The 24,972-nt window shown below is 71.5% G+C and carries 23 protein-coding genes; 8 read left to right on the forward strand and 15 right to left on the reverse strand.

Translation table 11 applies throughout. From position 1 onward, the window contains the following. Positions 1-296: 296 nt before the first annotated feature. Complete coding sequence (locus tag EW117_RS03860; protein WP_165362447.1) at positions 297-1,925, forward strand: LuxR family transcriptional regulator; 1,629 nt, start codon at positions 297-299, stop codon at positions 1,923-1,925. 441 nt (positions 1,926-2,366) lie between these two features. Here EW117_RS03860 and EW117_RS03865 read toward each other — a convergent pair whose 3' ends face one another. Genes EW117_RS03865 through paaA form a run of 8 tightly spaced genes read right to left on the reverse strand, consistent with a single transcriptional unit; the run spans position 2,367 to position 8,619 of the window. Further along, a complete protein-coding gene (locus EW117_RS03865) occupies positions 2,367-3,158 on the reverse strand; it encodes an enoyl-CoA hydratase/isomerase family protein (protein WP_129783900.1) in 792 nt (263 codons plus the stop codon). Positions 3,159-3,182: 24 nt separating this feature from the next. Then, positions 3,183-4,028: a 3-hydroxyacyl-CoA dehydrogenase family protein gene (locus EW117_RS03870; protein ID WP_129783902.1), complete on the reverse strand. Its 846-nt coding sequence runs from the start codon at positions 4,026-4,028 to the stop codon at positions 3,183-3,185. Continuing rightward, a complete protein-coding gene (locus EW117_RS03875) occupies positions 4,025-4,768 on the reverse strand; it encodes an enoyl-CoA hydratase/isomerase family protein (protein ID WP_129783904.1) in 744 nt (247 codons plus the stop codon). Before EW117_RS03875 ends, EW117_RS03870 begins: the two co-directional genes overlap by 4 nt. Then, complete coding sequence (paaE, locus tag EW117_RS03880) at positions 4,765-5,850, reverse strand: 1,2-phenylacetyl-CoA epoxidase subunit PaaE (RefSeq protein ID WP_129783906.1); 1,086 nt, start codon at positions 5,848-5,850, stop codon at positions 4,765-4,767. Before paaE ends, EW117_RS03875 begins: the two co-directional genes overlap by 4 nt. A 1-nt stretch (position 5,851) precedes the next feature. Further along, complete coding sequence (gene paaD, locus EW117_RS03885) at positions 5,852-6,358, reverse strand: 1,2-phenylacetyl-CoA epoxidase subunit PaaD (RefSeq protein WP_422890168.1); 507 nt, start codon at positions 6,356-6,358, stop codon at positions 5,852-5,854. Beyond that, positions 6,352-7,287, reverse strand: coding sequence for a 1,2-phenylacetyl-CoA epoxidase subunit PaaC (gene paaC / locus EW117_RS03890; RefSeq protein WP_129783910.1), 936 nt, complete (start codon positions 7,285-7,287; stop codon positions 6,352-6,354). The genes paaD and paaC overlap by 7 nt, the downstream gene beginning before the upstream one ends. 37 nt (positions 7,288-7,324) lie before the next feature. Then, positions 7,325-7,621, reverse strand: coding sequence for a 1,2-phenylacetyl-CoA epoxidase subunit PaaB (paaB, locus tag EW117_RS03895; protein WP_129783912.1), 297 nt, complete (start codon positions 7,619-7,621; stop codon positions 7,325-7,327). Next, the gene (gene paaA, locus EW117_RS03900) at positions 7,618-8,619 is read right to left on the reverse strand and encodes a 1,2-phenylacetyl-CoA epoxidase subunit PaaA (protein WP_129783914.1); all 1,002 of its coding nucleotides are present in this window, start codon (positions 8,617-8,619) and stop codon (positions 7,618-7,620) included. Before paaA ends, paaB begins: the two co-directional genes overlap by 4 nt. A 135-nt stretch (positions 8,620-8,754) precedes the next feature. On the opposite strand from paaA, the gene paaZ reads away from it, so the two are divergent. Both paaZ and EW117_RS03910 read left to right on the forward strand, forming a co-directional pair. Then, complete coding sequence (gene paaZ / locus EW117_RS03905; protein WP_129783916.1) at positions 8,755-10,791, forward strand: phenylacetic acid degradation bifunctional protein PaaZ; 2,037 nt, start codon at positions 8,755-8,757, stop codon at positions 10,789-10,791. A gap of 38 nt (positions 10,792-10,829) precedes the next feature. Next, positions 10,830-11,459, forward strand: coding sequence for a TetR/AcrR family transcriptional regulator (locus EW117_RS03910; protein WP_129783918.1), 630 nt, complete (start codon positions 10,830-10,832; stop codon positions 11,457-11,459). A gap of 82 nt (positions 11,460-11,541) precedes the next feature. Here the strand turns inward: EW117_RS03910 and EW117_RS03915 are convergent, their stop codons facing one another. From EW117_RS03915 to pdhA, 3 genes are read right to left on the reverse strand one after another with little or no spacing between them, the layout of a single operon-like run. Then, positions 11,542-12,780 (reverse strand): dihydrolipoamide acetyltransferase family protein, encoded by a 1,239-nt coding sequence (locus EW117_RS03915; RefSeq protein ID WP_129783920.1) that lies wholly within the window; start codon positions 12,778-12,780, stop codon positions 11,542-11,544. After that, complete coding sequence (locus EW117_RS03920; RefSeq protein WP_129783922.1) at positions 12,777-13,781, reverse strand: alpha-ketoacid dehydrogenase subunit beta; 1,005 nt, start codon at positions 13,779-13,781, stop codon at positions 12,777-12,779. Before EW117_RS03920 ends, EW117_RS03915 begins: the two co-directional genes overlap by 4 nt. Next, positions 13,778-14,872: a pyruvate dehydrogenase (acetyl-transferring) E1 component subunit alpha gene (gene pdhA, locus EW117_RS03925; protein ID WP_129783924.1), complete on the reverse strand. Its 1,095-nt coding sequence runs from the start codon at positions 14,870-14,872 to the stop codon at positions 13,778-13,780. The genes EW117_RS03920 and pdhA overlap by 4 nt, the downstream gene beginning before the upstream one ends. A gap of 116 nt (positions 14,873-14,988) precedes the next feature. Here pdhA and EW117_RS03930 point away from each other — a divergent pair, with 116 nt between their 5' ends. Then, a complete protein-coding gene (locus EW117_RS03930; protein WP_129783926.1) occupies positions 14,989-15,522 on the forward strand; it encodes an Lrp/AsnC family transcriptional regulator in 534 nt (177 codons plus the stop codon). A 101-nt stretch (positions 15,523-15,623) separates the two neighbouring features. Here the strand turns inward: EW117_RS03930 and EW117_RS03935 are convergent, their stop codons facing one another. The 3 genes from EW117_RS03935 to EW117_RS03945 form a co-directional block, all read right to left on the reverse strand. After that, the gene (locus EW117_RS03935; protein WP_129783928.1) at positions 15,624-18,017 is read right to left on the reverse strand and encodes a glycoside hydrolase family 65 protein; all 2,394 of its coding nucleotides are present in this window, start codon (positions 18,015-18,017) and stop codon (positions 15,624-15,626) included. Next, positions 17,992-18,780, reverse strand: coding sequence for an HAD family hydrolase (locus EW117_RS03940; protein ID WP_129783930.1), 789 nt, complete (start codon positions 18,778-18,780; stop codon positions 17,992-17,994). Before EW117_RS03940 ends, EW117_RS03935 begins: the two co-directional genes overlap by 26 nt. A 120-nt stretch (positions 18,781-18,900) precedes the next feature. Beyond that, positions 18,901-20,610, reverse strand: a complete 1,710-nt coding sequence (locus EW117_RS03945) for an FAD-dependent oxidoreductase (protein ID WP_129783932.1) — start codon at positions 20,608-20,610, stop codon at positions 18,901-18,903. Positions 20,611-20,685: 75 nt separating this feature from the next. On the opposite strand from EW117_RS03945, the gene EW117_RS03950 reads away from it, so the two are divergent. From EW117_RS03950 to EW117_RS03965, 4 genes are all read left to right on the forward strand, one after another. Continuing rightward, positions 20,686-20,850 (forward strand): hypothetical protein, encoded by a 165-nt coding sequence (locus EW117_RS03950; protein ID WP_129783934.1) that lies wholly within the window; start codon positions 20,686-20,688, stop codon positions 20,848-20,850. Between the two features lie 14 nt (positions 20,851-20,864). Further along, a complete protein-coding gene (locus tag EW117_RS03955; protein ID WP_129783936.1) occupies positions 20,865-21,125 on the forward strand; it encodes a metal-sensitive transcriptional regulator in 261 nt (86 codons plus the stop codon). 99 nt (positions 21,126-21,224) lie between these two features. Then, entirely contained in the window at positions 21,225-21,878 is a 654-nt protein-coding gene (locus tag EW117_RS03960) for a response regulator (protein ID WP_129783938.1), read from the forward strand. A 344-nt stretch (positions 21,879-22,222) separates the two neighbouring features. Continuing rightward, a complete protein-coding gene (locus EW117_RS03965; RefSeq protein ID WP_129783940.1) occupies positions 22,223-23,692 on the forward strand; it encodes a non-reducing end alpha-L-arabinofuranosidase family hydrolase in 1,470 nt (489 codons plus the stop codon). Positions 23,693-23,869: 177 nt separating this feature from the next. Here EW117_RS03965 and EW117_RS03970 read toward each other — a convergent pair whose 3' ends face one another. Further along, on the reverse strand, positions 23,870-24,886 hold the full coding sequence (locus tag EW117_RS03970) for a LacI family DNA-binding transcriptional regulator (protein WP_129784361.1): 1,017 nt from the start codon (positions 24,884-24,886) through the stop codon (positions 23,870-23,872). Positions 24,887-24,972: the final 86 nt, after the last annotated feature.

Genomic DNA, 24,972 nt, shown 5'->3' on the forward strand with positions numbered 1-24,972 from the left:
ACTGCGCCGGGAATCACGTGCCCCCGGCGCTACCTCGAAGTGACGGCCTCTTCTCCTGCGACCGGTGCGACGGTCTTGTGACGGACTGTGCATGGGTTTCCTTTCCTGTTTGCACGCGTGGCTCGCGTGCTACCCCCTGCTCCCATGCACAGACGTCGGTAGTTCTAGGTGGTGACGGGCGCGAACGTCAACGCTCGATAAAGACCGGCACCCTGGCGTCACCGCCGTCCGACAGGTGGCGCAGTAACATGCGATAGACGGCCGCCCCTGCGTGGCCGGAGGCGAGGCGGTGCGACGTGGCCAGAGAGATCGAGCCAGTACGGTCGCCGGTGGCGGCGGCTCCATCGCCCTGGCGTGCTGTCTACGACCGGCTCCAGGCCGCTGATCCCGCCGAGCTCGACGTCGGCCAGCTGGAGCAGCTCGCCGAAGCGGCCTTCTGGCTGGGGCGTCCCCAGGAGTCGATCTCAGCCCGGCAGCGCGCCTACACGAGATTCCGGGACTCCGGCGACTCGGCCGGCGCGACCCGTTCAGCCTGGCTGCTGTTCAACAGCCATTTTGATCTCGACGAGACCGCCGCAGCGGGAGGCTGGCTCAAGCGCGCCCGCAAGCACGCCGAGGAGGCACCTGAGCGGGTCGAGCCGGGCTACGTCTGCTTCGCCGAAGCCTGCTGGGCGCTGTATCAGGGCGACACCGACGCGGCGCTGACACATAACGCGCGGGCGCTCGAGGTGGCACAGCGCACGCGCGATCACGACCTGGAAGCGCTCTGCCTTGCCGTCGACGGCCGGGTGCGCATCGCCCGACATGAGCCCGCCGAGGGCCTGCAACGCCTCGACGAGGCGATGGTCGCGGTGCTCAACGACGAGCTGACGCCCTTCATCACGGGATGGGTCTACTGCCTGGTGCTCGACACGTGCCACGAGCTGGGTGATGTGCGGCGGGCCGGACAGTGGACCGACCTCGCGGTGCGCTGGTGCGAGCAACGCGGCCACGACAGCTGGTACCCGGGCCTGTGCCGCCTGCATCAGTGCGAGCTCAGATCGTTGCACGGCGAATGGACGGTCGCCGAGACCCAAGCCGTGCGCGCGGCCACGGAGCTCGCACCCTTCGGCGACTACCTGATCGCCTACGGCCAGTACCTCGCAGGTGAGATCCGCAGGCGCAAGGGTGATTATCGAGGTGCCGAGGAAGCCTTCCGGCGCACTTATGAACACGGCGGTGATCCGCAGCCAGGGCTGGCGCTGTTGCGGCTCGCCGAGGGCAAGGCGGGCGAGGCGACGGTCGCGCTCCGTGTAGCGCTGGCGAGCAGTGCCGGCAGCCCGTTGCGGCACGCCCGCCTCCTCGCCGCTCATGTTCAGGCCGAGCTGGCCCGGGGCGGCGTCGAGGCAGCGGAGGCCTCCGCGGAAGCGCTCGACCGGCTGGCGGACACCATGAGCACCCTGCTGCTGCGCGCCATGGCCGACCTGGCGACCGGCGCGGTCGCCCTGGAACGTGGTGCTGCCGAAGCGGCGCTGCCACCGTTACGCAGCGCGTGTGCGGTCTTCCACCGGCTGTCCTGCCCGTACGAGGCCGCTGAGGCGCGGGTTCTGGTCGGCATCGCCGTCCGAGGGCTCGGCGATCATGCCACTGCCGATCTGGAGCTCGACACCGCACGGGTGACCTTCGCCCGACTCGGCGCGGCTCCGGACGTCGCGCGCGTCAGTGCCCTGCAGGCTGCGGAACCCAGGGGCGGCACCGGCTTGACCGCACGCGAGGTGGAGGTCCTGCGCCTGGTCGCCAAGGGCCGCTCCAACCGGCAGATCGCGACCGAGCTGGTGATCAGCGAGCACACCGTGGCCCGCCACCTGGCCAACATCTTCGGCAAGCTCGGGGTCGCCTCGCGGTCGGCAGCCGCCTCGTACGCCTACGAGCACTTCCTGGTCTGAATCAACCCATGGTCTGAATTAACCACTGCGCGTACCTGGCAGATTGGCGATTACTGCTGAAGCGGACGAGCACCCAAGATCCGTAGCGTCGACCGCATGAGAATCCGGCTGGCTGGAGCACTGGTGTTGAGCGCGCTGACCTCCGCGCTGGTGCTCGGCACGCCGGAAGCCAGCCAGATCTGGGCCTGGGTGATCACCGGGCTGCAGGTGCTGGCACTCCGGCTGGCCGCCGAACGACGCGGCGCATGGGGCTGGCTTCTCGGTTTCAGCGTGCAGCCGGTGTGGATCGCCTACGCGGCCGCGACCGAACAGTGGGGCTTCGTCCTCGGCTGCCTCGTCTCGGCCGCGGTCCAGCTACGGAACTACGTGCGTGCGGCCGATCCCGAAGACGCCAGCTCGTCCTCACCCGCTCGCCTCGGCGGCGCGGTCTTCCTTCGCGCCTCAACGCCCAGTGAAGACCGGCACCTCCCGGTCCAGGAACGCCGCCACCGCCACGGCGTGGTCCTTGGTCGAACCGCACGTGACCTGCCCGATCGCCTCGGCCTCGAGCGCTTCGTCGAGGCTCAGTCCGCTCGCCTGCCCGATCAGGCGCTTGCTCTCCGCGAACGCTGTGGTCGGCCCCTCGGAGAGCTTCCGGGCGAGGGCGAGGGCCCGGGGCAGCACCTCGTCGGCGTCGACCGTCTCGCCGGAGATGCCCCAGGCGATGGCCTCCTCAGCCGTGAAGGTGCGGCCGAACAGGACCAGCTCCTTCGCCCGCGCGTCCCCGACCGCGCGCGGCAGCGTGACGGACAGGCCGGTGTCGAAGGTCAGCCCGATCCCGGCGAACGCGGTCGCCAGCTTGACGCCGGTCGCGAAGACCCGGTGGTCGCAGGCCAGCGCGAGGCCCAGCCCGGCGCCGACGCACGTTCCGCCCACGGCGGCGATGACCGGCTTGGGCATGGTGAGCAGGTCCCGCACGATCGGCGTGTAGTGCTCGCGGACCGTGGCGAAGGCCCGTTCGGCCCCGCCCGCCAGGGCCTTCGCGTGCTCGACGAGATCCTGGCCTAGGCAGAACGTCCTGGCCGATCCCGCGAGCACGACGGCGCGCACCCGCTCGTCGTCGGCGGCGTCCGCCACGGCGTCCCGCAGCGCCACCTTGGACGCGGCGGTGAGCGCGTTGCGGTGCTCGGGGTCGTTCAGCGTGATCGTCGCGACCGCATCGGCGCGGTCGACGACGACGGGAGTGCCGGTCATAACTCCTCCTCCAGACGTGGTGGGTCACCATCGGTAGAAACCCTGTCCCGTCTTGCGGCCCAGCTCGCCCGCCGCGACCTTGTCCCGGAGCACCCGCGGCGGCGCGAACCGGGGTCCCAGCTCGCGCTCCAGGTGCTCGGCGATGTGCAGCCGGACGTCGAGCCCGACGAGGTCGGTGGTGCGCAGCGGGCCTACGGGGTGCCGGTACCCCAGCGTCATCGCGGTGTCGATGTCGGCGGCGCTGGCCACGCCCTCCTCCAGCAGGCGCATCGCCTCCAGCGCCAGCGCCACCCCGAGCCTGCTGCTCGCGAAGCCGGGCGAGTCCTGGACGGTGATCGGCGTCCGGCCCAGGCCGGCGACCCAGCCCCGGGCCGCCTCCACGAGGGCGGGCGCGGTCCGCCGTCCGACCACCACCTCGACCAGGGAACTGACCGGCACGGGGTTGAAGAAGTGCAGGCCCACCAGGCGGGACGGGTCCGGCAGGGCGTCGGCCAGCGCGTCGATGGACAGGGAGCTCGTGTTGCTGCCGATCACCGCGTCGGGGGCCGCCGCGGCGATCCGCCGCAGCACGTCGTGCTTGAGGTCGACCAGCTCGGGCACGGCCTCGACCACCAGCGCGCACCCGGCCAGGGCCCCGGCGTCCGTCACGACGTCGAACGCGCCGGCGATCCGCTCGCCCTTGGCCACCGCCTTGGCGAGGCTCGCCTCGATCCGCTCGCGCGCCGCCTCGGCCGAGGCTTCGTCGTTCTCGACGACGACGACGGCGGAGCCGACGGCCACGAAGGCGTGCGCGATGCCGCCACCCATCCGTCCGCCGCCGTACACGCCCACCACCTGCGGGACAGACTTCGGGACGACGCCGGAGGTCATGGCTTCTCCTTCCGGCGTTCGAGGAACGCCGTCATCCGGTCGATCTTCTCCTGGGTCTCGAAGAGCACCGCCTGCGCGACGTCGTCGATCAGCGGGTGCGCGTCGCGCGGCGCGTGCAGGACGGCCTTGGTCAGCCGGACCGCGAGCGGCGCCTGGGCCGTGATCCGGTCGGCGAGCCGGTGCCCCGCCAGCTCGAGGTCGACGGCCGCGACCACCTCGTTGAGCAGCCGGACCGCCAGGGCCTCCTCTGCGTCGAGCACGCGCCCCGCCAGCAGGATCTCCTTGGCCAGCGGCTCGCCGACCAGCTCCTTCAGGCGCCAGGAGGCGCCGGCCGCCGCGAGGATGCCGAGGCCCGGCTCCGGGTTGCCGATCCTCGTCGCGGGAGTGCCGATCCGGAAGTCGCAGGCGTACGCGAGCTCCGCGCCGCCCCCGAGGGCGTACCCGTCCAGCAGCGCGATGACCGGCATCGGCAGCCGGTGGATCCGGTCGAAGAGGCCGGAGTTGATCCCGGCGAGCGCGTCCTCCCGACGCCGTTCGCGCAGCTCGGCGATGTCCGCCCCCGCGGCGAACGTGCGGCCGGAGCCGATCAGGAGCGCCACCCGCGGCGTGGCCTCCAGGGCGGCACACGCCTCGTGCAGGGCCTTGACCATGTCGACGTCGATGGCGTTGCGGACCTCGGGGCGGTTCAGCCGGAGGACCACCCGGTCGTCGTACTCGTCGACCTGCAGCGGCCCGTTCATGCGTCGTAGTCCACGGTGACCTCGTCGCTGACCGGGAACGACTGGCAGGTGAGGACGAACCCGGCCGCGACCTCCCCCGGTTCGAGGGCGTAGTTGCGCACCATGTCCACCTCTCCGGCGCGGAGCTTGGCGCGACACGTCCCGCAGACCCCGCCCTTGCACGCGAAGGGCAGGTCGGCGCGGACCTCCTGCGCGGCGTCGAGGAGCCGCTTGTCCCGGGGCATGGCGCTCGTCGTCGACCGGCCGTCGAGGATCACCGTCACCTCGCTCGTCGCCCCCTCCACCACCCGGTCCGCGTGGTGGAGCTCCGGCGGGGGCGTGTCCACCCAGAAGAGCTCGAAGTGCACCCGGTCGGCCGGGACGCCGAGCTCCTCCAGCACCGCCCGGGCCTCGGTCAGCATGCCGAGCGGCCCGCAGATCCAGACGTGGTCCATGTCGCCGACGGGGACCACGAGCGTGAGCAGGTCGCGCAGCCGGTCACCGTCGAGCCGGCCCGAGAACAGCTCGACGTCGCGTGGCTCCCGGGACAGGACGTGCACCAGGTCGAGCCGCTCGTGATGGGCGTCCTTGAGGTCCGCGAGCTCCTCGGCGAACATCACCGAGCCCGTGGTCCGGTTTCCGTAGAGCAGCGTCACCCGCGCGTCAGGGTTGCGCAGCACGGTGGACACGATCGACAGCATGGGCGTGATGCCGGAGCCCGCCGCGATGCACAGGTGCCGACCACCCTCGGCCGGGTCGGCCCGGAAGCTGCCGCTCGGCGGCAGCACCTCGACCTGGTCGCCCGGCCGCACCTCGCGCACCAGCCAGGACGAGAAAACGCCGTCGGGAATCTCGCGGACGCCGATCCGCGGCGCGCTGCCCACGGGCGCGCAGATCGAGTAGGTGCGGCGCTGCTCGACGCCGTCGACGACGCGTCGCAGCGTCAGCGACTGGCCGGCGGCGAAGTCGAACACGTCCCGCAGCTCGTCGGGCAGGCCGAACGTCACGGCGGCCGCGTCGTCCGTGAGCTGCTCGACGGCGGTCACCGTGAGCGTGTGGAACGTCGAGCGCGGGCCGGCGGCGGCCTGCAGGGTGGCGGTCACGTCAGATCTCCTTCACGTGCTCGAACGGCTCCAGGCAGGCCCGGCAGCGGTACAGCGCCTTGCACGCCGTGGAGCCGAACTCCGAGCCGGCCTCGACGTCGTCCGACCCGCACAACGGGCAGCGGACGGCGCGGCGGGTGGGCGCGAGCCGCAGCGGCACGGGGCCGGACCGGCGCGGCGCCGGTCCCGGCGGGGAGATCCCGGCGGCCGCGAGCGCCTTCCGTCCGGCCGGGGTGATCCAGTCGGTGGTCCAGGCCGGTTCGAGGGCGATCCGCACGCGCACGTCGGGGAAGCCCGCGGCCCGTAGCTCGCGCACGAGGTCGTCGCGCATGGCCGCCATGGCGGGGCAGCCCGAGTAGGTGGGGGTGATCGCGGCGGTGACGACGCCGTCGTCGTCCACGGTGATGTCGCGCAGGACGCCGAGGTCGGCCAGCGTGAGCATCGGCAGCTCGGGGTCGACGACGGCGCACGCCACCTCTCGCGCCCGTTCGAGCGTCGCGGTCACCACTGCCCCCTCGGGTGTGCGCGGGCGACCACCTGCATCTCTTCGAGCAGGCTGCCGAGCGCTCCGGTGTGGTGCCCGTCGCGGCCCCTGCGCCCGTGGGCTCCGCCGAGCGGGCCGTGGTCCGGCCGGTCGACGCCGCTCGCCGCCAGCACCTGGTCGAGGACGGCGTCGACGTCCGCGGTGAGGCCCGCCGGGTCGACGCCGACGCCCGCGCCCGAAGCGGCCCGCTCAACGTCGTGCGTCTCGAACAGCTCGGCCCACAGCGGCCAGAGCTCGTCGAGCCCGGCGAGCAGGCGCCGTCGGGAGTCGGCGGTGCCGCGCGCCAGGGTCAGGAACCAGCGGCCGGCGAAGTCCCGGTGGTAGGTGAGCTCCTTGACCCCCTTGGCCGCGACGGCGGCGAGCACGGCGTCCCGGCTGCGCGACAGCTCCTCGAAGAGCGCCAGCCGCCACGTGGAGAAGAGCAGGATCCGGGTGACGGTCTGCGCGAAGTCGCCGTTGGGGACCTCCGCGAGGCGCACGTTGCGGAACTGTGCGACGTCGCGGAAGTACGCCAGCCGGTCCTCGTCCGGCACGGGCGAGCCGTCGGGCAGCGCGGGGACCTGCGCGCCGTCCGCGGCCGCGGCCCGGGCGAGGAGCAGCCGCGCCTGGCCGAGCAGGTCGAGCGCGATGTTCGACAGCGCGATGTCCTCCTCCAGGTCGGGCGCGTTGCTGCACCACTCGGCGATCCGCTGGGACATCACCAGGGCGTCGTCGCCGAGCATCAGGCAGTACGTCGCCAGGGCGGCGGGTTCGACGCCGTCGGGCACCGTCGCGTCCACGCCGGCCAGCGGGTCCTCGAAGTCGGTTCCGAAGGCCCAGTGGACGTCGTTGACGAGCAGCCCCGCGTAGGCGTTGTCGTGGTCGTCGGGTTCGTGCGTGCGGACGTCGGGCATGCGGTGCTCCTCTCCTGCGGGAGATCTGCGGCGGGATCTACATGTGGGGGACGTCGGCGGGGATCTCGTAGAACGTGGGGTGCCGGTAGACCTTGTCCCCGCTGGGCGCGAAGAGCGGGTCCTTCTCGTCCGGGCTGGACGCCGTGATCGCGGACGAGCGGACCACCCAGATGCTCACGCCCTCGTTGCGGCGGGTATAGACGTCGCGCGCGTGGCGCAGGGCGAGCTGGTCGTCGGGGGCGTGCAGCGACCCGACGTGGACGTGGTTGAGGCCGCGCTTGCCGCGCACGAACACCTCGTAGAGCGGCCATTCGCCGCTGACCTGGCCGGTCATGTCGCCTCCGTCCCGTCGCTCACGTCGTCCTCGAGGCCGGCGCTGCCCGCCCGGCTCGCGAACGCGAGCGCCGCCTCCCGGACCCAGGCGCCCTCGTCCCAGGCCCGCTTCCGGTGGGCCACGCGCTGGGCGTTGCACGGCCCGTCTCCCTTGACGACCCGCCAGAACTCGTCCCAGTCCGGCTGCCCGAAGTCGTACGACCCGCGTTCCTCGTTCCACGCCAACTCGGGATCGGGCAGCGTCACGCCCAGCACCTCGGCCTGCGGCACCGTCATGTCGACGAAGCGCTGGCGCAGCTCGTCGTTGGTGTGCGTCTTGATGCCCCAGGCCATGGACTGCGCGGTGTTGGTCGAGGCGTCGTCCGGCGGGCCGAACATCATCAGCGAGGGCCACCAGAACCGGTTGACGGACTCCTGGACCATGGCGCGCTGCTCGTCGGTGCCGCGCATCATCGTCGTCAGCAGCTCGTAGCCCTGCCGCTGGTGGAAGGACTCCTCCTTGCAGATGCGGATCATGGCCCGGCCGTAGGGGCCGAACGAGGTGCGGCACAGGGGTACCTGGTTGCAGATGGCGGCGCCGTCGACCAGCCAGCCGATGGTGCCCATGTCCGCATAGGAGAGCGTGGGGTAGTTGAAGATCGAGGAGTACTTCTGCCTGCCGCCGATCAGCATCTCGGTCAGCTCCTGGCGCGAGACGCCGAGCGTCTCCGTCGCCGAGTAGAGGTAGAGGCCGTGCCCCGCCTCGTCCTGCACCTTGGCGAGCAGGATCGCCTTGCGCCGCAGCGACGGCGCGCGGCCGATCCAGGCGCCCTCGGGCTGCATGCCGATGATCTCGGAGTGGGCGTGCTGGGCGACCTGGCGCACGAGTGTCTTGCGGTAGGCCTCGGGCATCCAGTCGCGCGGCTCGATGCGGTCCTTGCGCCGCACCGTGGCCTCGAACCGGGCCTCGAGCTCGGCCTCCAGCTCAGGCTCGAGCTCGGCGTCCGCGACTGCCGACATGGGCACCTCCGGTGGCATCCTCGCCTATTTACTGACCGAACGTTCTGTAATACTGTGACACAGGCGCGGCGGGTCGCACAACGGCCCCGGCCGACCGATCCGAGCGGCAGTACGGCGTCCGAGGGAGAACGCACCGTGAGCACACTGGAGAGCTACGTCGCGGGCTACTGGCTCCGCGGCACCGACGAGGGTGTCCCCGTCCTGGATGCCGTGACCGGCGAGGAGGTCACCCGCGTCTCGAGCCGCGGACTCGACTTCGCGGCCATGGTCGCCCACGCCCGCGAGGTCGGCGGGCCCGCGATCCAGCGGCTGACGTTCCACGAGCGGGCGAGCCTGCTCAAGGAGCTGGCCCTGCACCTGGGCCGGTTCAAGGACGAGCTCTACACGCTGTCGCTGCGCACCGGCTGCACCCGGCGCGACTCGATGGTCGACGTCGACGGCGGCATCGGCACCCTGTTCAGCTACGCGAGCAAGGGCAAGCGTGAGCTGCCGGACGACACGGTGTTCCTCGACGGCCCCCACGAGCCGCTCGGCAAGGGCGGCGCCTTCGTCGGCCAGCACCTGTACACCTCGCGCCCCGGCGTCGTCGTGCAGATCAACGCCTTCAACTTCCCCGTCTGGGGCATGCTCGAGAAGCTCGCGCCCGCGTTCCTCGCGGGCCTGCCGAGCATCGTCAAGCCCGGCAGCCAGACGGCGTACCTCACCGAGGCGGTCGTCCGGCGGATCGTCGCGTCCGGCATCCTGCCCGAGGGCAGCCTGCAGCTCGTCTGCGGCAGCGCCGGCACGCTGCTGGACGAGCTCGGCGCGCAGGACGCCGTCGCGTTCACCGGCTCCGCGCACACCGCGCGGATCCTGCGCGGCCACCCTTCGGTGCTGGACCGGGGTGTGCGCCTCGGGGTCGAGGCCGACTCGCTGAACTGCTCGATCCTCGGGCCCGACGTGCGCCCCGGCGATCCGGAGCTCGATCTGTTCGTCAAGGGTGTGGTCACCGAGATGACCGTCAAGGCCGGCCAGAAGTGCACGGCCATCCGGCGCGTCATCGTCCCGGAACCGATCGCGGACGCCGTCGTCGACGCGATCAGCGCACGCCTGGACCGGATCACCGTCGGCAACCCGGCCGACGAGACCGTCCGGATGGGCCCGCTCGCGAGCCTCGCCCAGCGCGACGAGGTGCGTAAGGCCATCGAGGCGCTGCGCACCTCCGCCGAGATCGTGTACGGCGACCCGTCGCACGTCGACGTCGTGGGCGCCGACGCCGAACGCGGCGCGTTCCTCTCTCCCGTCCTGCTGCGGGCCCGCCCGGGCGCCGCCGAGCCGCACGACGTCGAGCCGTTCGGCCCGGTCGCCACCGTGCTCAGCTACGGCTCGGTGGACGAGTCGGTGGAGCTGGCCGCCCGCGGCCGCGGCAGCCTGGTGGCCTCCCTGGCCACGCACGACCCGCAGGTCGCCCGCGACGTCGCCCGGGGCCTCGCACCCTGGCACGGCCGGCTCCTGATCCTCGACCGCGACGACGCCGGCGAGTCGACCGGCCACGGCAGCCCGCTGCCGATGCTCGTGCACGGCGGCCCGGGCCGCGCCGGCGGCGGCGAGGAGCTGGGCGGCATCCGCGGCGTCCTGCACCACATGCAGCGCACCGCCCTCCAGGGCTCCCCCGACATGCTCACCGCGATCACCGGGCGGTGGACCACGGGGTCGCGGCGCCTGGTCGACACCGTCCACCCGTTCCGCAAGTCGCTGGCCGAGCTGCGCATCGGCGACACCATCGAGACGGCGTCCCGCACTGTCACGCTCGACGACATCAACCACTTCGCGGAGTTCACCGGGGACACCTTCTACGCGCACACCGACCCGGAGGCCGCGGCCGCGAACCCGTTCTTCGGCGGCATCGTCGCGCACGGCTACCTCGTCGTGTCCCTGGCCGCGGGCCTGTTCGTGGACCCGGAGCCGGGCCCGGTGCTCGCCAACTTCGGCGTCGACCACCTGCGGTTCCTCACCCCGGTCAAGGTGGACGACACCATCCGGGTGAGCCTGACCGTCAAGCAGATGACGCCGCGCAGCTCCGCCGACTACGGCGAGGTCCGCTGGGACGCGACGGTCACCAACCAGGACGGCGAGCTGGTGGCGACGTACGACGTGCTGACCCTCGTCGCAAAGACCGCCGCGGAGGGCTGACGGGCACTCCCGGGCGTCCGGTCTGCGACGATGACGCGATGACCACCGACGCCACGACGACGGACACGGCCGCTCGCCGCCCGCGCGGACGCCCTGGTCACGACCGCGAGGCCGTGCTCCGGACGGCCATCGACGTCTTCAACCGCCGCGGGTTCGACGCCACCTCGATCAGTGACCTCGCCGCCGAGCTGGGCGTCACCAAGTCGGCGGTCTATCACCACTTCAGCAGCAAGGAGGCGCTGCTCTCGGCGGCGCTCGACGAGGCGCTCGAGGGCCTCAGCTCGGCGGTCGAGGCAGCGGCGACGGCGTCCGACGGCGAACCGAGCGCGGTGCGCCTGCGCGCCACCGTCGAGGCGGCGGTGCGCATCCTGGTCGCCCATCTCCCGGCCGTCACGCTCCTCCTCCGCGTCCGCGGAAACAGCGACGTCGAAAGGTCGGCCGTGGAGCGCCGCCGGCACATCGACGAACGCCTGGCGACGCTCGTCCGGCAGGCTGCCGACGAGGGCGACCTGCGCGCCGACGTCGACCCGGACGTCATCAGCCGCCTCATCTTCGGCATGGTCAACTCCCTCGTCGACTGGTACCGGCCCGGCGGTCCGCTGCCCGCGGACGCCCTGGCAACCACGATCTCGACCATCCTCTTCGAGGGTCTCAACCCACCCCCCTGACACCTTGGTTGTGGGCGTGATCGTTGCGCCTAAAACGGGCGCATAGTCGCAACGATCACGCCCACAACCAAGACCAGCTGGCTCAGAGGCGGACTATGGCCGGGAGCGGGTTCTCTATCGCGTCCGCTATCTGGCGCATGAACGCCGCCGCCGTGCCGCCGTCGCAGACGCGGTGGTCGAAGACGAAGGACATCTGCGTGATCTTGCGCGGCACGATCTCGCCGTCGACCACCCACGGCCGGTCGATGATGCGGCCGAAGCCGATCATCGCGACCTGCGGGTGGTTGATGATCGCCGCGCTGCCATCGACCCCGAGGCTGCCGTAGTTGTTCAGCGTGAACGTCCCGGCGGCTAGCTCCTCGGACGTCGCCTTTCCGACGCGCGCACGGGCCGTGAGGTCCCGGATGGCCGCGTCGAGCTCGACGGTGGTCATAGAGTCCGCCCCGAGCACCGCCGGAGCGACCAGCCCGGGCTCACCCTGGACGGCGATGCCGAGGTTGACCACGTCGGACACGATGATCTCGGCGCGCTCGACGTCGAGCCGCGAGTTCAGCACCGGGTACGCCTTCAGCCCGGCGACGACGAACCGGGCCAGGTGCGCGAGCAGCCCCGGCCCGGGATCGGTCGGCGTCCGCGTGGCCGCGCGCAGGTCCCAGAGCGCCGTGGCGTCGACGTCGACCCAGACGGTCGCCTCGGGGATCTCGGCGCGGCTCCGCGACAGCACCGCGGACGCCGCCTTGCGGAACCCGCTGAGCGGGATGCGCTGCTCCGGTTCCGCGGCCGTCGCCAGCCCTTTGATCGCCGTCTGCACGTCAGACCTGGTGACGACCCCGCCGGTCCCGGTGGGCCGGATCGCTCGCAGGTCCAGGTGCGCCTCATGCGCGAGCCGCCGGACGATCGGCGAGATCACCTTCACCGGCCGCTTGTCCGTAGCGGTCATGACTTGCGCCGCCGGCCGGGCGTCGCGCGGGCGACGTCGCCTGTCCAGGGCGGTGGGCGCCGAGGTGCCGTAACCGATCAGCACGTTGCCCGAGCCACCGGGCGCAGGCTCCGGCTCGACCGCGCCGACCTCCTCAGGCGTGACAGTGATGAGCGGCTTGCCGACGTCGACCGTCTCGCCCTCGGCAGCGTGCAGCCTGCTGACCCGGCCCGCGTACGGGCTGGGCACCTCGACCACCGACTTCGCCGTCTCGACCTCCACCACCGGCTGGTCGACGGCGACGACGTCGCCCTCCGCGACCAGCCACTGGACCACCGACGCGTCGGTCAGCCCCTCGCCGAGGTCCGGCAGCAGAAAGATCCGCGCGGCGGCGGCAGTCATGCGTCCTCCCACTGGAGGTCGTCGACGGCGTCGAGGATCCGGTCGACCGACGGCAGCTGGAGGTGCTCGAGCTTCGGCGGCGGGTACGGGATGTCGAAGCCGGTCACGCGCCGCACCGGCGCCGACAGCGAGTGGAAGCAGCGCTCACCCACCCGGGCCGCGATCTCGGAGGCGACGCTGGCGAACCCCGCGGCCTCCGCGACGACGACGGCGCGTCCGGTCGACTCGACAGCCCCGCAGACCGTCGCGTCGTCGAACGGCACCAGCGAGCGCAGGTCGACGACCTGCAGGCTGCGGCCGTCGCGCGCGGCCACCTCGGCGGCCTCGATCGCCACCGGCACGGACGAGCCATAGGCGATGAGGGTCGCGTCGGTGCCCTGCCGTCGCACGACCGCGGTGCCGATGCCCGGCTCACGACCGCTGCGCAGGGCGACGTCGCCCTTCGCCCAGTAGAGCTTCTTCGGTTCGAGAAACACCACCGGGTCCGGCGAGGCGATCGCGTCCCGCAGCAGCGAATAGGCGTCCGCGGGGTTCGACGGCGCGACGACGTGCAGGCCGGGCGTGTGCGCGAAGTAGGCCTCCGACGAGTCGCAGTGGTGCTCGACGCCGCCGATGCCGCCGGCGTACGGAACGCGCATGACGAGGGGCAGCTCCACCCGGCCGCGGGTCCGGTTCCGCATCTTGGCGATATGGCTGACCACCTGCTCGAACGCCGGGTAGGCGAAGGCGTCGAACTGCATCTCCATCACCGGCCGCATGCCGTTCATGGCCAGCCCGACGGCGAAGCCCGCGATGCCGGCCTCCGCGAGCGGGGTGTCGAAGCAGCGATCCTCGCCGAACTCGGCGGTGAGTCCGTCGGTCACCCGGAAGACGCCGCCGAGCGGGCCGACGTCCTCACCGAAGACGAGCACCGTCGGATCCTCGGCCAGCGCGTCGCGCAGGGCCCGGTTGAGCGCCTGCGCCGTGCTGAGCGTCTCGTGCTCCACAGCGATGGTGGTCATCGGTGACCTTCCTCTCGGCTCAGCTCGTCGCGGACCATCGCGAGCTGTTCGACGAGCTGCGGCGTCGGCTCGGCGTAGACGAAACGGAACAGGTCATCGGGGTTCGGCTCGACGTCCCGGTTGATCCCGTCCCGCGTGCGGTGGGCCACCTCCTCGGCGGCCCCCGCGAAGGCGGCGGCGCGGGTGTCGTCCAGGATCCCCTCGGCCCGCAGGTAGGTCTCCAGCCGCGCGATCGGGTCCTTGGCCGCCCACTCGGTGACCTCGTCGTCCGACCGGTAGCGGGTCGCGTCGTCGGCGTTGGTGTGGGCCTGGATCCGGTACGTGCGGCCCTCGACGAGCTGCGGACCCGCGCCGGTCCGCGCACGGTCGACCGCCCTCGACAAAACGTCGAGGAGGGCCGCGAGGTCGTTGCCGTCCACGTGTTCGCCGGGGATGCCGTAGCCCACGCCCTTGTGCGCCAGCGACGGCGCGGCCGACTGCCGGGCCAGCGGAACCGAGATCGCGTACTGGTTGTTCTGGACGAAGAACACGACCGGCGCCCGGAAGACCGCCGCGAAGTTCAGGGCCTCGTGGAAGTCGCCCTCGCTCGTGGCGCCGTCGCCGCACATCGCCAGGACCACGGTGCGGGTCCCGCGCAGCCGTGCGGCATGCGCCACCCCGACGGCGTGCGGGAGCTGCGTGGCGAGCGGTGTCGTCAGCGGGGCGACGTTGCGTTCGTACGGGTCGTAACCCGAGTGCCAGTCGCCCTTGAGCAGCCCGAGCACCTCGACCGGGTCGACGCCGCGGGCGACGGCGGCCGCCGTGTCGCGATAGGTCGGGAAGAGCCAGTCGCCGTCGGCCAGCACCTGCGCGGCGGCGACCTGGCAGGCCTCCTGCCCGTAGGACGACGGGTAGACCGCCAGGCGGCCCTGCCGGACGAGCACGCCGGCCTGCTCGTTGAAGCGGCGGGCCGCGATCATGCCCGCGAGGCCCCTGAGCAGCGCCTCGGCGTCGGGCAGCGAGCCCTTGCCGGCGGCCGTCGGGCGGCCGTCCGGATCCAGGAGCATGATCGGCTCCCGGGACGGCAACATGAGATCTGCGTCACTCGTCATATAGATATACTGGTCAACGCCGCATTCGGATTCCATCAAAGGCGAGGATCCGAGAGAACATCCAGCAATATCGTGGTATTGAGATCCACATGTCCAACTCAGAGAGGAGTCAGGGCATGGCCGCGAGACAAGTGGCAGGAGGTCTCGACGACGTCGACCAGCGCATCGTCGACGAACTGCGTCGGGACGGGCGCATGTCCATGCGCTCGCTGGCCGAGAAGCTGCACATCTCGCGGGCCAACGCATACGCGCGAGTGCAGCGGCTCGAGACGAGCGGAGTGATTCGCGGCTACAGCGCGGACATCGATCCGGTGCTGGCCGGCCTGGGCACGTCGGCCTACGTCACGGTCAACTTGGAGCAGTCGGAGTGGCGTTCGGTCCGCGAGGAGCTCCGAAAGCTGCGGGGCGTCGACCACATCGGTCTGGTCGGCGGGGAGTTCGACCTGGTCCTCCTCGTCCGGGCACGGGACAACGCCGATCTGCGGCACTTGATCCTGGACCAGATCCAGGGCATGAAGGGCATCGTGAACACGCACACGCTGCTGGTGTTCGAGGAGCCGATCCCGGCCGGGCCGCCGCCGGCCGCCCCGCTCATCGAACCGCCGCCGGGGCGCCCGGGCGGCCCAGCGGCTCCTCGGGGAAAGGTATAGGCGGGCGGGTAGGTAACGGACATGTAGCAGTGCTACCTGTCAGTTACCTACCCGTCCGCCTACACCTTTCCCCGCGTCCCAGGAGACCGCTGCGGGAACGGTCATCGCGTGCTCCAGCGGGCCCTCCAGGTCTCGCCCGGGGCCAGCGCCCGCTCCTGGCCGTCGACGGCGACGGTGATCGGTAGCTGCCGCGACCGCGCCATCCCGACGCGGACGCCGTCGTGCGTGCAGCGCACCGTGATGCCCCGGTGGTCCCGGTAGCTGAGCGTGAGCTCCAGCGAGTCGAGCTCGTCGGGCAGCCGGGGCTCCAGCCGGAGCAAGCCATCGGAGACGTCCAGCCCCGGGTAGCAGCGCTGTACCAGGTCGACGGCGCCGGCCATCGCACCGAGGTGTATCCCTTCAGCGGTCGTGCCGCCCTGGACGTCGGCGATGTCGCTGTCGAGCGCCTCGTGGAAGAACTGCCACGAGGCTCTGCGGTCCCGGCTGGCCAGTACCCAGGCATGGACGACCGCGCTCAGGGTCGACCCGTGGCTCGTGCGCGCCAGGTAGTAGTCCAGCGTGCGGTCCAGCGCGGCGTGGTCCAGCTCGTAGCCGAGCGCCGCGAGCGCCTCGCGCAGGCCACCCTCGCCGAGGAGGAAGACCAGCATCAGGACGTCCGCCTGCTTGGACGCCTGGTAGCGGTTCACCAAGTCGCCCTCCGCCTCGAGGATCCGGTCGAGCCGGCGGATGACGCCGTAGCGCGACCGGTAGGCCGACCAGTCCAGCTCGGCGAGCTCGTCGTAGCCCTCGAACTGGCTGATCACGCCGTCGCCGTGGAACACGACGCGCATCCGCCGGCTGACGTGGTCGAACAGCTCCGTCTCGTGCTCCTCCAGCCCGAGACGTGACCACACGGCCGGGCGTTCCCCCTCGGGCAGCAGCTCCAGCGCGTCCAGGGCGTAGCGCAGGACCCGGGTGACCATCACGTTCGTGTACGCGTTGTTGTCGATCCCGGGGCGATCCGCGTCCGGGTAGCCGACGTGATACTCGTCGGGACCGGCCACGCCCCGGATGTCGTACCGGTCCGTCGCGGCGTCGTACGTGGCGAGGCTGCACCAGAACCGGGCGATCTCCACGAGCATCTCGAGGCCGTAGGCCCTCAGGAACTCGAAATCACCGGTGGCCTGGTAGTACTGCCACACGTTGTGCGCGACCGCGATCCCCACGTGCCGCTGCAGGTCCGTGCGGTCCTCCAGCCACCGTCCGGACTCGGGGTTGAGGTGCATCCGCTGCGTCTCGTCCCGGCCGTCGCTGCCGCTCTGCCACGGATACATCGCGCCCTTGTAGCCGGCCTCGAACGCCGCGCGCCGCGCCTGGGGCAGACGCCGCCACCGGTACATCAGCAGCGACCGCGCGACCCGCGGGAGACGCAGGAGCAGGAACGGGAACACGAACAGCTCGTCCCAGAAGACGTGCCCCCGGTAGGCCTCGCCGTGCAGGCCGCGCGCGGGTATGCCGACGTCCAGCTCCGCCGTGTGCTCGGACAGGGTCTGCAGCAGGTGGAAGACGTACAGGTTCACCGCGAGCTGCGACTCGTCGGGTACGACGACCTCGCTCGTCGTCCAGAGCCGTTCCCAGGCACGCGCATGGTGCACCAGCAGCTGGTCGAAGGGCGGGATACGCGCCGCATGCCGGCGGGCGGCAGCCATGGGCTCCGAGATCCCCCGGTCCTGCGAGGTGTACATCGCCACCCGCTTCTCGACCGTCCGGGGCACGCCCTCGACCAGGTCGAGCCACAGGCGGACGGCCGGCTCGCCCACGGTGCGCTCGAACGTCGTGGGCACCGGCGCCGGCGGATCGGGCACCACCACCGTCATCGCCTGCGCGAGGCGGATCCGCGACGTGGCCGTGCGGACCTGCAGCCAGGCGACGCCGGCGTCCTCGTCGTGGCCCTCCGCGACGGGAACGAGGTGCCTGCCGTCCAGGTCCCGGTACCGGGCCACCCCGGAGTTGGTCACCCGCCCGTCGAGGCTCGCGCGGACCTCGAGCGGTCCCGACCAGTTCTCCGCCACGAACGTCGTCTCCAGGGCGGCCACGTGCTGGTCGTGCATCGACACGAGCCGCCGCTGGGTGACCGCGAGCGCCCTGCCGATCGGATCGCGAAACCGGGTACGCCGCGTGAGCACGCCCTGCCGCAGGTCGAGCTCCTGCCGGTGCTCCAGGACGTGTCCCCCGGCGAGGGTCAGCCAGCCCTGCCCGGGCGTACAGAACGTGAGCGGCAACCAGTTCGGGCAGTTGACCAGGTCCTCGTTCTCCACCTCGCGGCCGGCCACGGTGGACGACAGCCGGTCGTAGCAGCCGGCGAAGTACGTGCCGGGGTAGTGCACGTCGTCCGCCGACGACTCAGGTGCGGCGCCACGAGTCGCGACGTAGCCGTTTCCCAGTGTGCACAAGGCCTCCCGCAGCCCTTCGTCCGCCGGGTCGAAGCCCTCATACGCCAGGCTGACGTGTTCCATCGTTCCTCCCGAGATGCCTCCCGACGACGGTGAGGTCGCCCAGGTCGCCGACCACGACGTGCGCACCCCGGTCCACCATCTCGCGGCGCAGCCGACCTCGCCGGTCCAGACCGATCACCGCGCCGAAGCCCCCGCGGCGACCGGCCTCGATGCCGACGACGGCGTCCTCGACCAGCGCGCACCGGCCGGGCGCCACCCCGAGCCGCCGCGCGGCCTCCAGGAACGACGCCGGGTCCGGCTTGCCCGGCAGCCCGGACCGCTCGGCGTCGAGGCCGTCCACCCGCACGTCGACCAGCACGTCCACACCGGCGGCGCGGAGCACCCGCCCGCAGTTGCGGCTCGCCGAGACGGCCGCGATGCCGACCCCTCGTTCCCGCAGCTCGTGCAGGAGGGCCACCGTGGACGGGAAGGCCCGGACCCCGTGCTCCCGCACCTCGTCGAGGAAGTACCGGTTCTTCCGGCCGAGCAGGGCCTCGATGTCATCGCCACCCTGCTCCGGGAGCACGATCCCGCGCGAGTCGAGGAAGGCACGGGCACCGTCCTCGCGCGACCGTCCGTCGACGAAGCGCGGGTAGTCGGTCCCGACGTCGAACGGCCGCAGGCTGGTGCCCTCCCGGCGACCCTGGCCCAGGAGCAGCTCGTCGAACGCTTGCTTCCAGTCCGCCGCGTGGGTACGGGCGGTGTCGGTGATGACACCGTCCGTGTCCAGGACGACGGCGCCGATGACGCCGAGATCCAGCGTGGCGTGAAGAAGCGCCGTCACGCCGTCCCCTTCCGCCGCAGAGGTCAGGTGATCCTTCCTCCATTCTGGTGCGCGATCGAGCGCGCCGCCGACCGGACGCCGCGGCCGCTCAGCGTCGCAGCTGACCACGGTTGAGTGAGATCAGCCGTCGGCGACCGTGGCGCGGGTGCCGTCCCGCCACGTGAGGTAGCCGCCGTCGAGGTTGCGCACGTCGTAGCCGAGCTGGGTGAGCAGCCTTGCCGCGGTGTGCCCGCGCTGACCGGCCTGGCAGTGCACGACGACCGGTGCCCCCACCGGGATCTCGTCGTCCGCTCGGGCGCGGAGCTCGTCGAGCGGCACGTTCCGCGCCCGCGAGGGTGCGCCGTCGAGGGTCAGCTCGACCGTGCCGCGCGTGTGCTCGGCGGGCGTGCGGACGTCCACGAGCGTCGCGCCGTCGCGGACGAGGCGGTCCAGCTCGTGCCACTGGACGCTGCGTGTGTCACCAGTACGCAGGTTGTCCGCGACGTACCCGAGCATGTTGACCGGGTCCTTGGCCGACCCGTAGGCGGGCGCGTAGGCGAGCTCGAGGTCGGCGAGGCCGGACGCCGTCAGGCCGCCCGCCATGGCCGTGGCCAGCACGTCGATGCGCTTGTCGACGCCGTCCCTGCCCACCGCTTGGGCGCCGAGGATCAGGTCGGTGCCGGGGTCGACGAGGAGCTTGAGCGCCAGCGGGCTGGCGCCCGGGTAGTAGCCCGCGTGCTGGCTCGGGTGGGTGTGGATGGCGCGGTACGGACGGCCCTCGGCGCGCAGGCGCTTCTCGTTGCGCCCCGCCGAGGCTGCGGTCAGGCCGAACACCCCGACCACGGCGGTCCCGACCGACGGACGCATGCCGGTCCGGCCGAGGATCACGTCGGCGACGTGCCGGCCGTGCCGGTTGGCGAGGTTCGCGAGCGGGATGAGTGCGAAGGGTTCCGGCTCGCCGGGCGCGGCGAGGGCGTCGCGCTTGATCGCGGCGTCGCCGACCGCGAAGACGTCCGGGACCGAGGTGCGCAGGTCCTCGTCCACGAGGACGCCGCCGCGTGGGCCCAGCTCGGCGCCGGCCATGGCGGCGAGCTCGGTATCGGGGCGGACGCCGACGGCGGCCACCACGAGATCCGCCCGGACCTTGTCGACCTCGACGCCCGCGGCGTCGGCAATGGTCGCGGTGCTGGACGTGAGTGCGGAGACCTGCGCGGACGTCCGGACGTCGACGCCATGGGCGACGAGCTCGTCGCGGACCCGGACGGCCAGCTCGGGGTCCAGCGGTGCGAGGACCTGGTCGGCGAGCTCCACGAGCGTGACAGCGAGGCCACGGCGGATGAGGTTCTCGACGACCTCCAGGCCGACGAAGCCGCCGCCGATGACGACCGCCGTCCGAGCGGGGCCGCCGTCGCCCACGCCGTCGATCGCGGCGACCAGCCGGTCGGCGTCCGCGACGTCGCGCAGCACGAGCGCGCGCTCGATGCCGGGTACGCGCGGGACGATCGGACGACCGCCAGGGCTCAGCACGAGGCGGTCGTAGGACTCGGCGTACTCGTCGCCGGTCCCGAGGTCGTGCACGGTCAGCTTGTGGGCGACGGAGTCGACGGCGGTCACCCGGTTCCGGACACGCACGTCGAGCCGGAACCGCGATGCGAGGGACTCGGGGGTCTGCAGCAGGAGCGCGTCGCGGTCCTCGATCACCCCGCCCGCGTAGTACGGCAACCCGCAGTTCGCGTACGAGACGTGGTCGCCCGCCTCGATGACGACGATCTCGGCGTCCTCGGCCAGGCGGCGGAGCCGGGTAGCCGCGGACATGCCCGCCGCGACCCCTCCGACGATGACGATCTTCATGTGTGGTCCTCCCTATTTGACGGCGACAATACCCCGGGGGGTATGCTCCGACCAACCCAGACGGAGGAGACCCCCATGTGTAGAGCGGTGACCTGCAAGGACTGCGGCAAGACGACGTGGGCCGGCTGCGGCCAGCACGTCGACCAGGTGATGGCGGGCGTGCCGCGCCGCGACCGGTGCCAGGGCCATGCCCAGGAGCCGGCCAAGAGCTCGTTCCTGTCCCGCCTCTTCGGGCGCTGAACGGAGGATCGATCATGGACCTCGACCCGGAAGAGATGAAGAAGGTCTCCAACCGGCTCAAGCGAGCCCAGGGGCAGCTCGCCGCGGTGGTGCGCATGGTGGACGAAGGGGCCGACTGCACGGACGTCGTGACGCAGCTCTCCGCCGTCTCCAAGGCGCTCGACCGGGCGGGCTTCGCCGTGATCGCCACCGGGCTGAAGCAGTGCCTCGCCGACGACGACGGCGACGGGGCAGAGCTGGCGAAGCTGGAGAAGCTGTTCCTCTCTTTCGCCTGACAGCGTGCGCCTGAACGCTCGCCGGGCCGCTCGTCCCGCCGTGCGTGGGACCAAGGCCCCGCGACGACCGAGGCGGGCACCACGGCTACCGTAGAACCCATGGACGTACGCGTGTTCCTGGTGGACGACCACGAGGTCGTCCGCCGAAGCGTCGCGGACCTCCTGGAGTCCGAACCCGGTGTGCGCGTCGTGGGCGAGGCAGGCACCGCCGCCGAGGCGCTGGCCCGGGTCCCCGCACTCGCCCCCGACGTCGTGGTGCTGGACGTCCGCCTGCCGGACGGCGACGGCGTCACGGTCTGCCGCGAGCTGCGTTCCCGCATGCCGGACCTGGCCTGCCTCATGCTCACCTCGTTCTCCGACGACGAGGCGCTCTACGACGCGATCCTCGCCGGAGCCGCCGGTTACATGCTCAAGCAGGTGCGCGGCACCGACCTCGTCCAGGCCGTGCTGACGGTCGCGGCGGGCGGGTCGATGCTCGACCCGCGAGCGGCCGCCCGCGTCATGGAGCGCCTGCGCGCCGAGGCCCATCACGAGCCCGACCCCCTCGCGGGCCTGACGAACCAGGAGCGCCGGGTCCTCTCGCTCATCGGGCACGGCCTGACCAACCGCCAGATCGGCACCGAGCTGTTCCTCGCCGAGAAGACCGTCAAGAACTACGTCTCCAGCATCTTCGCCAAGCTCGGTCTCGAACGGCGAGCACAGGCCGCCGTCCTCGCCGACCGCCTCGAAAAGGACGAACGCCGGCGCCCCTGAGGCACCACCTGACCGGCCGCGGCCGGTCAGAGCGAGTGCGGCGCTCCGAACACCCCGGCCGACGTCGCGTCATCTGCGCGTCCGGACGACTGTCGAGGCTGACTCGGCGGGAGATGCAAAGAATTCTCGCCGGAGATGTCTTGTATGTGGCACGCCGGATCGCTAATGTATCGGTAAATCTACCGCTGCCAGGAACCTGTTCGCGACAACGATGTTAGCGCTCACACACCCGGGCTCCACGCAGGCGGCTCCCCATGAGCCGCGGCACTGATCACGCCGCAGGTAGGGCACCACCCATGCCCAGGCGCAGCCATGGCTGTGCCCCGACAGAACAGGAGCGAAGGATGAGGAAGCCCATCGCAAGTCTCGCACTGGGTTTGGCCGCGACGTTGGTGCTGGCCTCGGCGGCAGTGTTGCCGACCACCGAGGTCACCCCCGCCGCCGCGGCCAGCAGCAACCTCCTCACGAACGGCGACATGGAGAACGGCACCACCGGCTGGTCGGTCTTCGGCGCGGGGTCGCTGTCCTCCAGCACCAGCCCGGTCCACGGAGGCAGCCGCTCCCTCTCGCGGACCGGTCGCACGGCCGCGTGGAACGGCCCGGCCCAGACCGTGACCTCGGCACTGACCAACAACACCAGCTACTCGGCGAGCGTGTGGGTGCGCTCCCACAGCGGGAGCCCGACCGGCCGGGTCACGCTGGCGGTGACCGCCGGCGGTACGACGAACTACATCAACCTGGCGCAGGGCGCCGTGAGCTCCTCCGGCTGGACGCAGCTCACCGGCACCACGAACGTGTCCTGGTCCGGGACGCTGTCGTCCGCGACGTTCTACGTGGAGACGGCCGCCGGCACCGACGGCCTCTACGTCGACGACGCCTCGCTCGTCAGCAACTCGACGTCGGCCTGCGACCTGCCGTCGAGCTACCGCTGGTCGTCCACCGGCGTCCTGGCGAACCCGAGGTCCGGCTGGGTCTCGCTCAAGGACTTCACGGTCGCCCCGTACAACGGTCAGCAGCTCGTCTACGCGACGACCCACGATTTCGGCACGTCCTGGGGTTCGATGAACTTCAGCCTGTTCTCCGACTATTCGCAGATGGGGAGCGCCACGCAGAACGCGATGTCGTCCGGGACGGTGGCCCCGTCGCTCTTCTACTTCGCCCCGCGCAACATCTGGGTACTGACGTACCAGTGGGGACCCTCCCCGTTCATGTACCGGACCTCCAGCGACCCGACCAACCCGAACGGCTGGTCCGCCGCGAGCCCACTGTTCACCGGGTCGATCTCCGATTCGGGCACCGGCCCCATCGACCAGACGATCATCGGCGACGGCACGAACATGTACCTGTTCTTCGCGGGGGACAACGGCCGGATCTACCGGGCCAGCATGCCCATCGGGAACTTCCCGGGGAACTTCGGCAGCTCCTACCAGACCATCATGACCGACACGAGGAACAACCTGTTCGAGGCCCCGCAGGTGTACAAGCTCAAGGACCAGAACAAGTACCTCATGATCGTCGAGGCGATCGGCGCGAACGGGCGGTACTTCCGGTCGTTCACGGCGAACAGCCTCTCCGGTTCGTGGACGCCGCAGGCCGCGACCGAGAGCAACCCGTTCGCCGGCAAGGCCAACAGCGGCGCCACCTGGACCAACGACATCAGTCACGGTGAGCTGCTCCGCACCAGTGCCGACCAGACCATGACGGTCGATCCCTGCAACCTGCAGCTCCTGTACCAGGGCCGCTCGCCCAGCTCGGACGGGACCGACTACGGCCTGCTCCCGTACCGGCCCGGCCTGCTCACGCTGCAGCGATAGGTCCAGGACCACACGGGGCGCCGCGCACCTCCGGGTGCGCGGCGCCTCGTGCTTCACCCCGGCCGGACGCTTCACCCGTGCCCGAGCGTTGACACCCTCCGCGAAGCCGCTTACTTTATCGATAAACATAGGACGACGGGCGACTCGAGGAAGAGAACACCTGTGATCGATCGACGACTACCCGGGTGCGTGCGCGAGCGTCGACTCGCGCACCACGATCCGGGCCGACATCACCGACTCGACGACGTCGTCGGTGATCGGCTCGCCGGCCTCGACACGCCGCAGGAGCAGCTCCATGATGCGTTCGGCCATCGTGTCGTTGTCGGGGTCCATGGTGGTCAGGCGGGGGACGAGGTACTCGCCCTCGGCGTCGTTGTCGAAGCCGACCACCTGGACGTCGTCCGGGATGCGGAGGCCGATGTCCGCGAGCGCCCGCAGGGCGCCCATCGCGGCCGCGTCGGTCAGGGCGAAGGCGCCGTCGAACGGGACGCCGCTCCGGTGCAGCCGCATGACGGCCTCGTACCCGTCCTTGGTGGTGAACGAGGCGGCGTCGACGACGAGCCGTTCGTCGACGGGCACGCCCGCCTTGGCGTGCGCGATGCGGTAGCCGCGGCTGCGCAGCGTCGCCATGCTGTCGACGCCCTTGTCCGGGCGGCCGCCGATCAGGGCGATGCGCCGGGCGCCGCGTTCGAGCATGTACGACGTGGCGAGCTCGGCGCCGCCCACGTTGTCCATCATGACGTGGTCGTACTCGCCGGACAGGCGCCGCTCGCCGAGCAGCACGACCGGGACCTCGACGCCGGCCCGACGCAGGTCCGCTATGTCGATCTGTACCGGGCTGAACACCAGGCCGTCGTAGGGCCGCACCCGCTCGGGGGAGATGGCGGCGAGCTCGCCCTCCCGGCTCGCGCCGGTGCGCTCGATGATCACGTGGTACCCCCGCGACTGCGCCAGGGTGTCGAGGCGGGCCGCGAGGTGCGAGTAGTAGGGCCCGTCCAGGTGCGGAACCAGGAGACCGATCGCGCCGCTGCGGCCGGCCCGCAGCTGCCGTGCGGTCGTGTTGACCCGGTAGCCCAGCCGGGCCACGGCCTCGAGCACGCGGGCACGAGTGTCGTCACTCGCTCCCGGCCGCCCGTTGATGACATTCGAGACCGTCATCTTCGAGACCCCGGCTTCGAGTGCCACGTCGCTCATCTTCACCACGCCGACCATCATGACACCCCGCGATCTGCGCTCTTCTCCGGTTCCGCCGGTCTCACCCCATGGCTCTGATCGAGGAG

Source organism: Promicromonospora panici (genome assembly GCF_900608595.1).
GTDB lineage: Bacteria > Actinomycetota > Actinomycetes > Actinomycetales > Cellulomonadaceae > Promicromonospora > Promicromonospora panici.

Coding starts and splice junctions, on each gene's coding strand:
- EW117_RS03865 (WP_129783900.1), bottom strand. CDS start 3,158: ATGACCGGCACTCCCGTCGTCGTCGACCGCGCCGATGCGGTCGCGACG.
- EW117_RS03870 (WP_129783902.1), bottom strand. CDS start 4,028: ATGACCTCCGGCGTCGTCCCGAAGTCTGTCCCGCAGGTGGTGGGCGTG.
- EW117_RS03875 (WP_129783904.1), bottom strand. CDS start 4,768: ATGAACGGGCCGCTGCAGGTCGACGAGTACGACGACCGGGTGGTCCTC.
- paaC (WP_129783910.1), bottom strand. CDS start 7,287: ATGCCCGACGTCCGCACGCACGAACCCGACGACCACGACAACGCCTAC.
- paaB (WP_129783912.1), bottom strand. CDS start 7,621: ATGACCGGCCAGGTCAGCGGCGAATGGCCGCTCTACGAGGTGTTCGTG.
- paaA (WP_129783914.1), bottom strand. CDS start 8,619: ATGTCGGCAGTCGCGGACGCCGAGCTCGAGCCTGAGCTGGAGGCCGAG.
- EW117_RS03910 (WP_129783918.1), top strand. CDS start 10,830: ATGACCACCGACGCCACGACGACGGACACGGCCGCTCGCCGCCCGCGC.
- EW117_RS03915 (WP_129783920.1), bottom strand. CDS start 12,780: ATGACTGCCGCCGCCGCGCGGATCTTTCTGCTGCCGGACCTCGGCGAG.
- EW117_RS03920 (WP_129783922.1), bottom strand. CDS start 13,781: ATGACCACCATCGCTGTGGAGCACGAGACGCTCAGCACGGCGCAGGCG.
- pdhA (WP_129783924.1), bottom strand. CDS start 14,872: ATGACGAGTGACGCAGATCTCATGTTGCCGTCCCGGGAGCCGATCATG.
- EW117_RS03930 (WP_129783926.1), top strand. CDS start 14,989: ATGGCCGCGAGACAAGTGGCAGGAGGTCTCGACGACGTCGACCAGCGC.
- EW117_RS03935 (WP_129783928.1), bottom strand. CDS start 18,017: ATGGAACACGTCAGCCTGGCGTATGAGGGCTTCGACCCGGCGGACGAA.
- EW117_RS03945 (WP_129783932.1), bottom strand. CDS start 20,610: ATGAAGATCGTCATCGTCGGAGGGGTCGCGGCGGGCATGTCCGCGGCT.
- EW117_RS03950 (WP_129783934.1), top strand. CDS start 20,686: ATGTGTAGAGCGGTGACCTGCAAGGACTGCGGCAAGACGACGTGGGCC.
- EW117_RS03955 (WP_129783936.1), top strand. CDS start 20,865: ATGGACCTCGACCCGGAAGAGATGAAGAAGGTCTCCAACCGGCTCAAG.
- EW117_RS03960 (WP_129783938.1), top strand. CDS start 21,225: ATGGACGTACGCGTGTTCCTGGTGGACGACCACGAGGTCGTCCGCCGA.
- EW117_RS03965 (WP_129783940.1), top strand. CDS start 22,223: ATGAGGAAGCCCATCGCAAGTCTCGCACTGGGTTTGGCCGCGACGTTG.
- EW117_RS03970 (WP_129784361.1), bottom strand. CDS start 24,886: ATGAGCGACGTGGCACTCGAAGCCGGGGTCTCGAAGATGACGGTCTCG.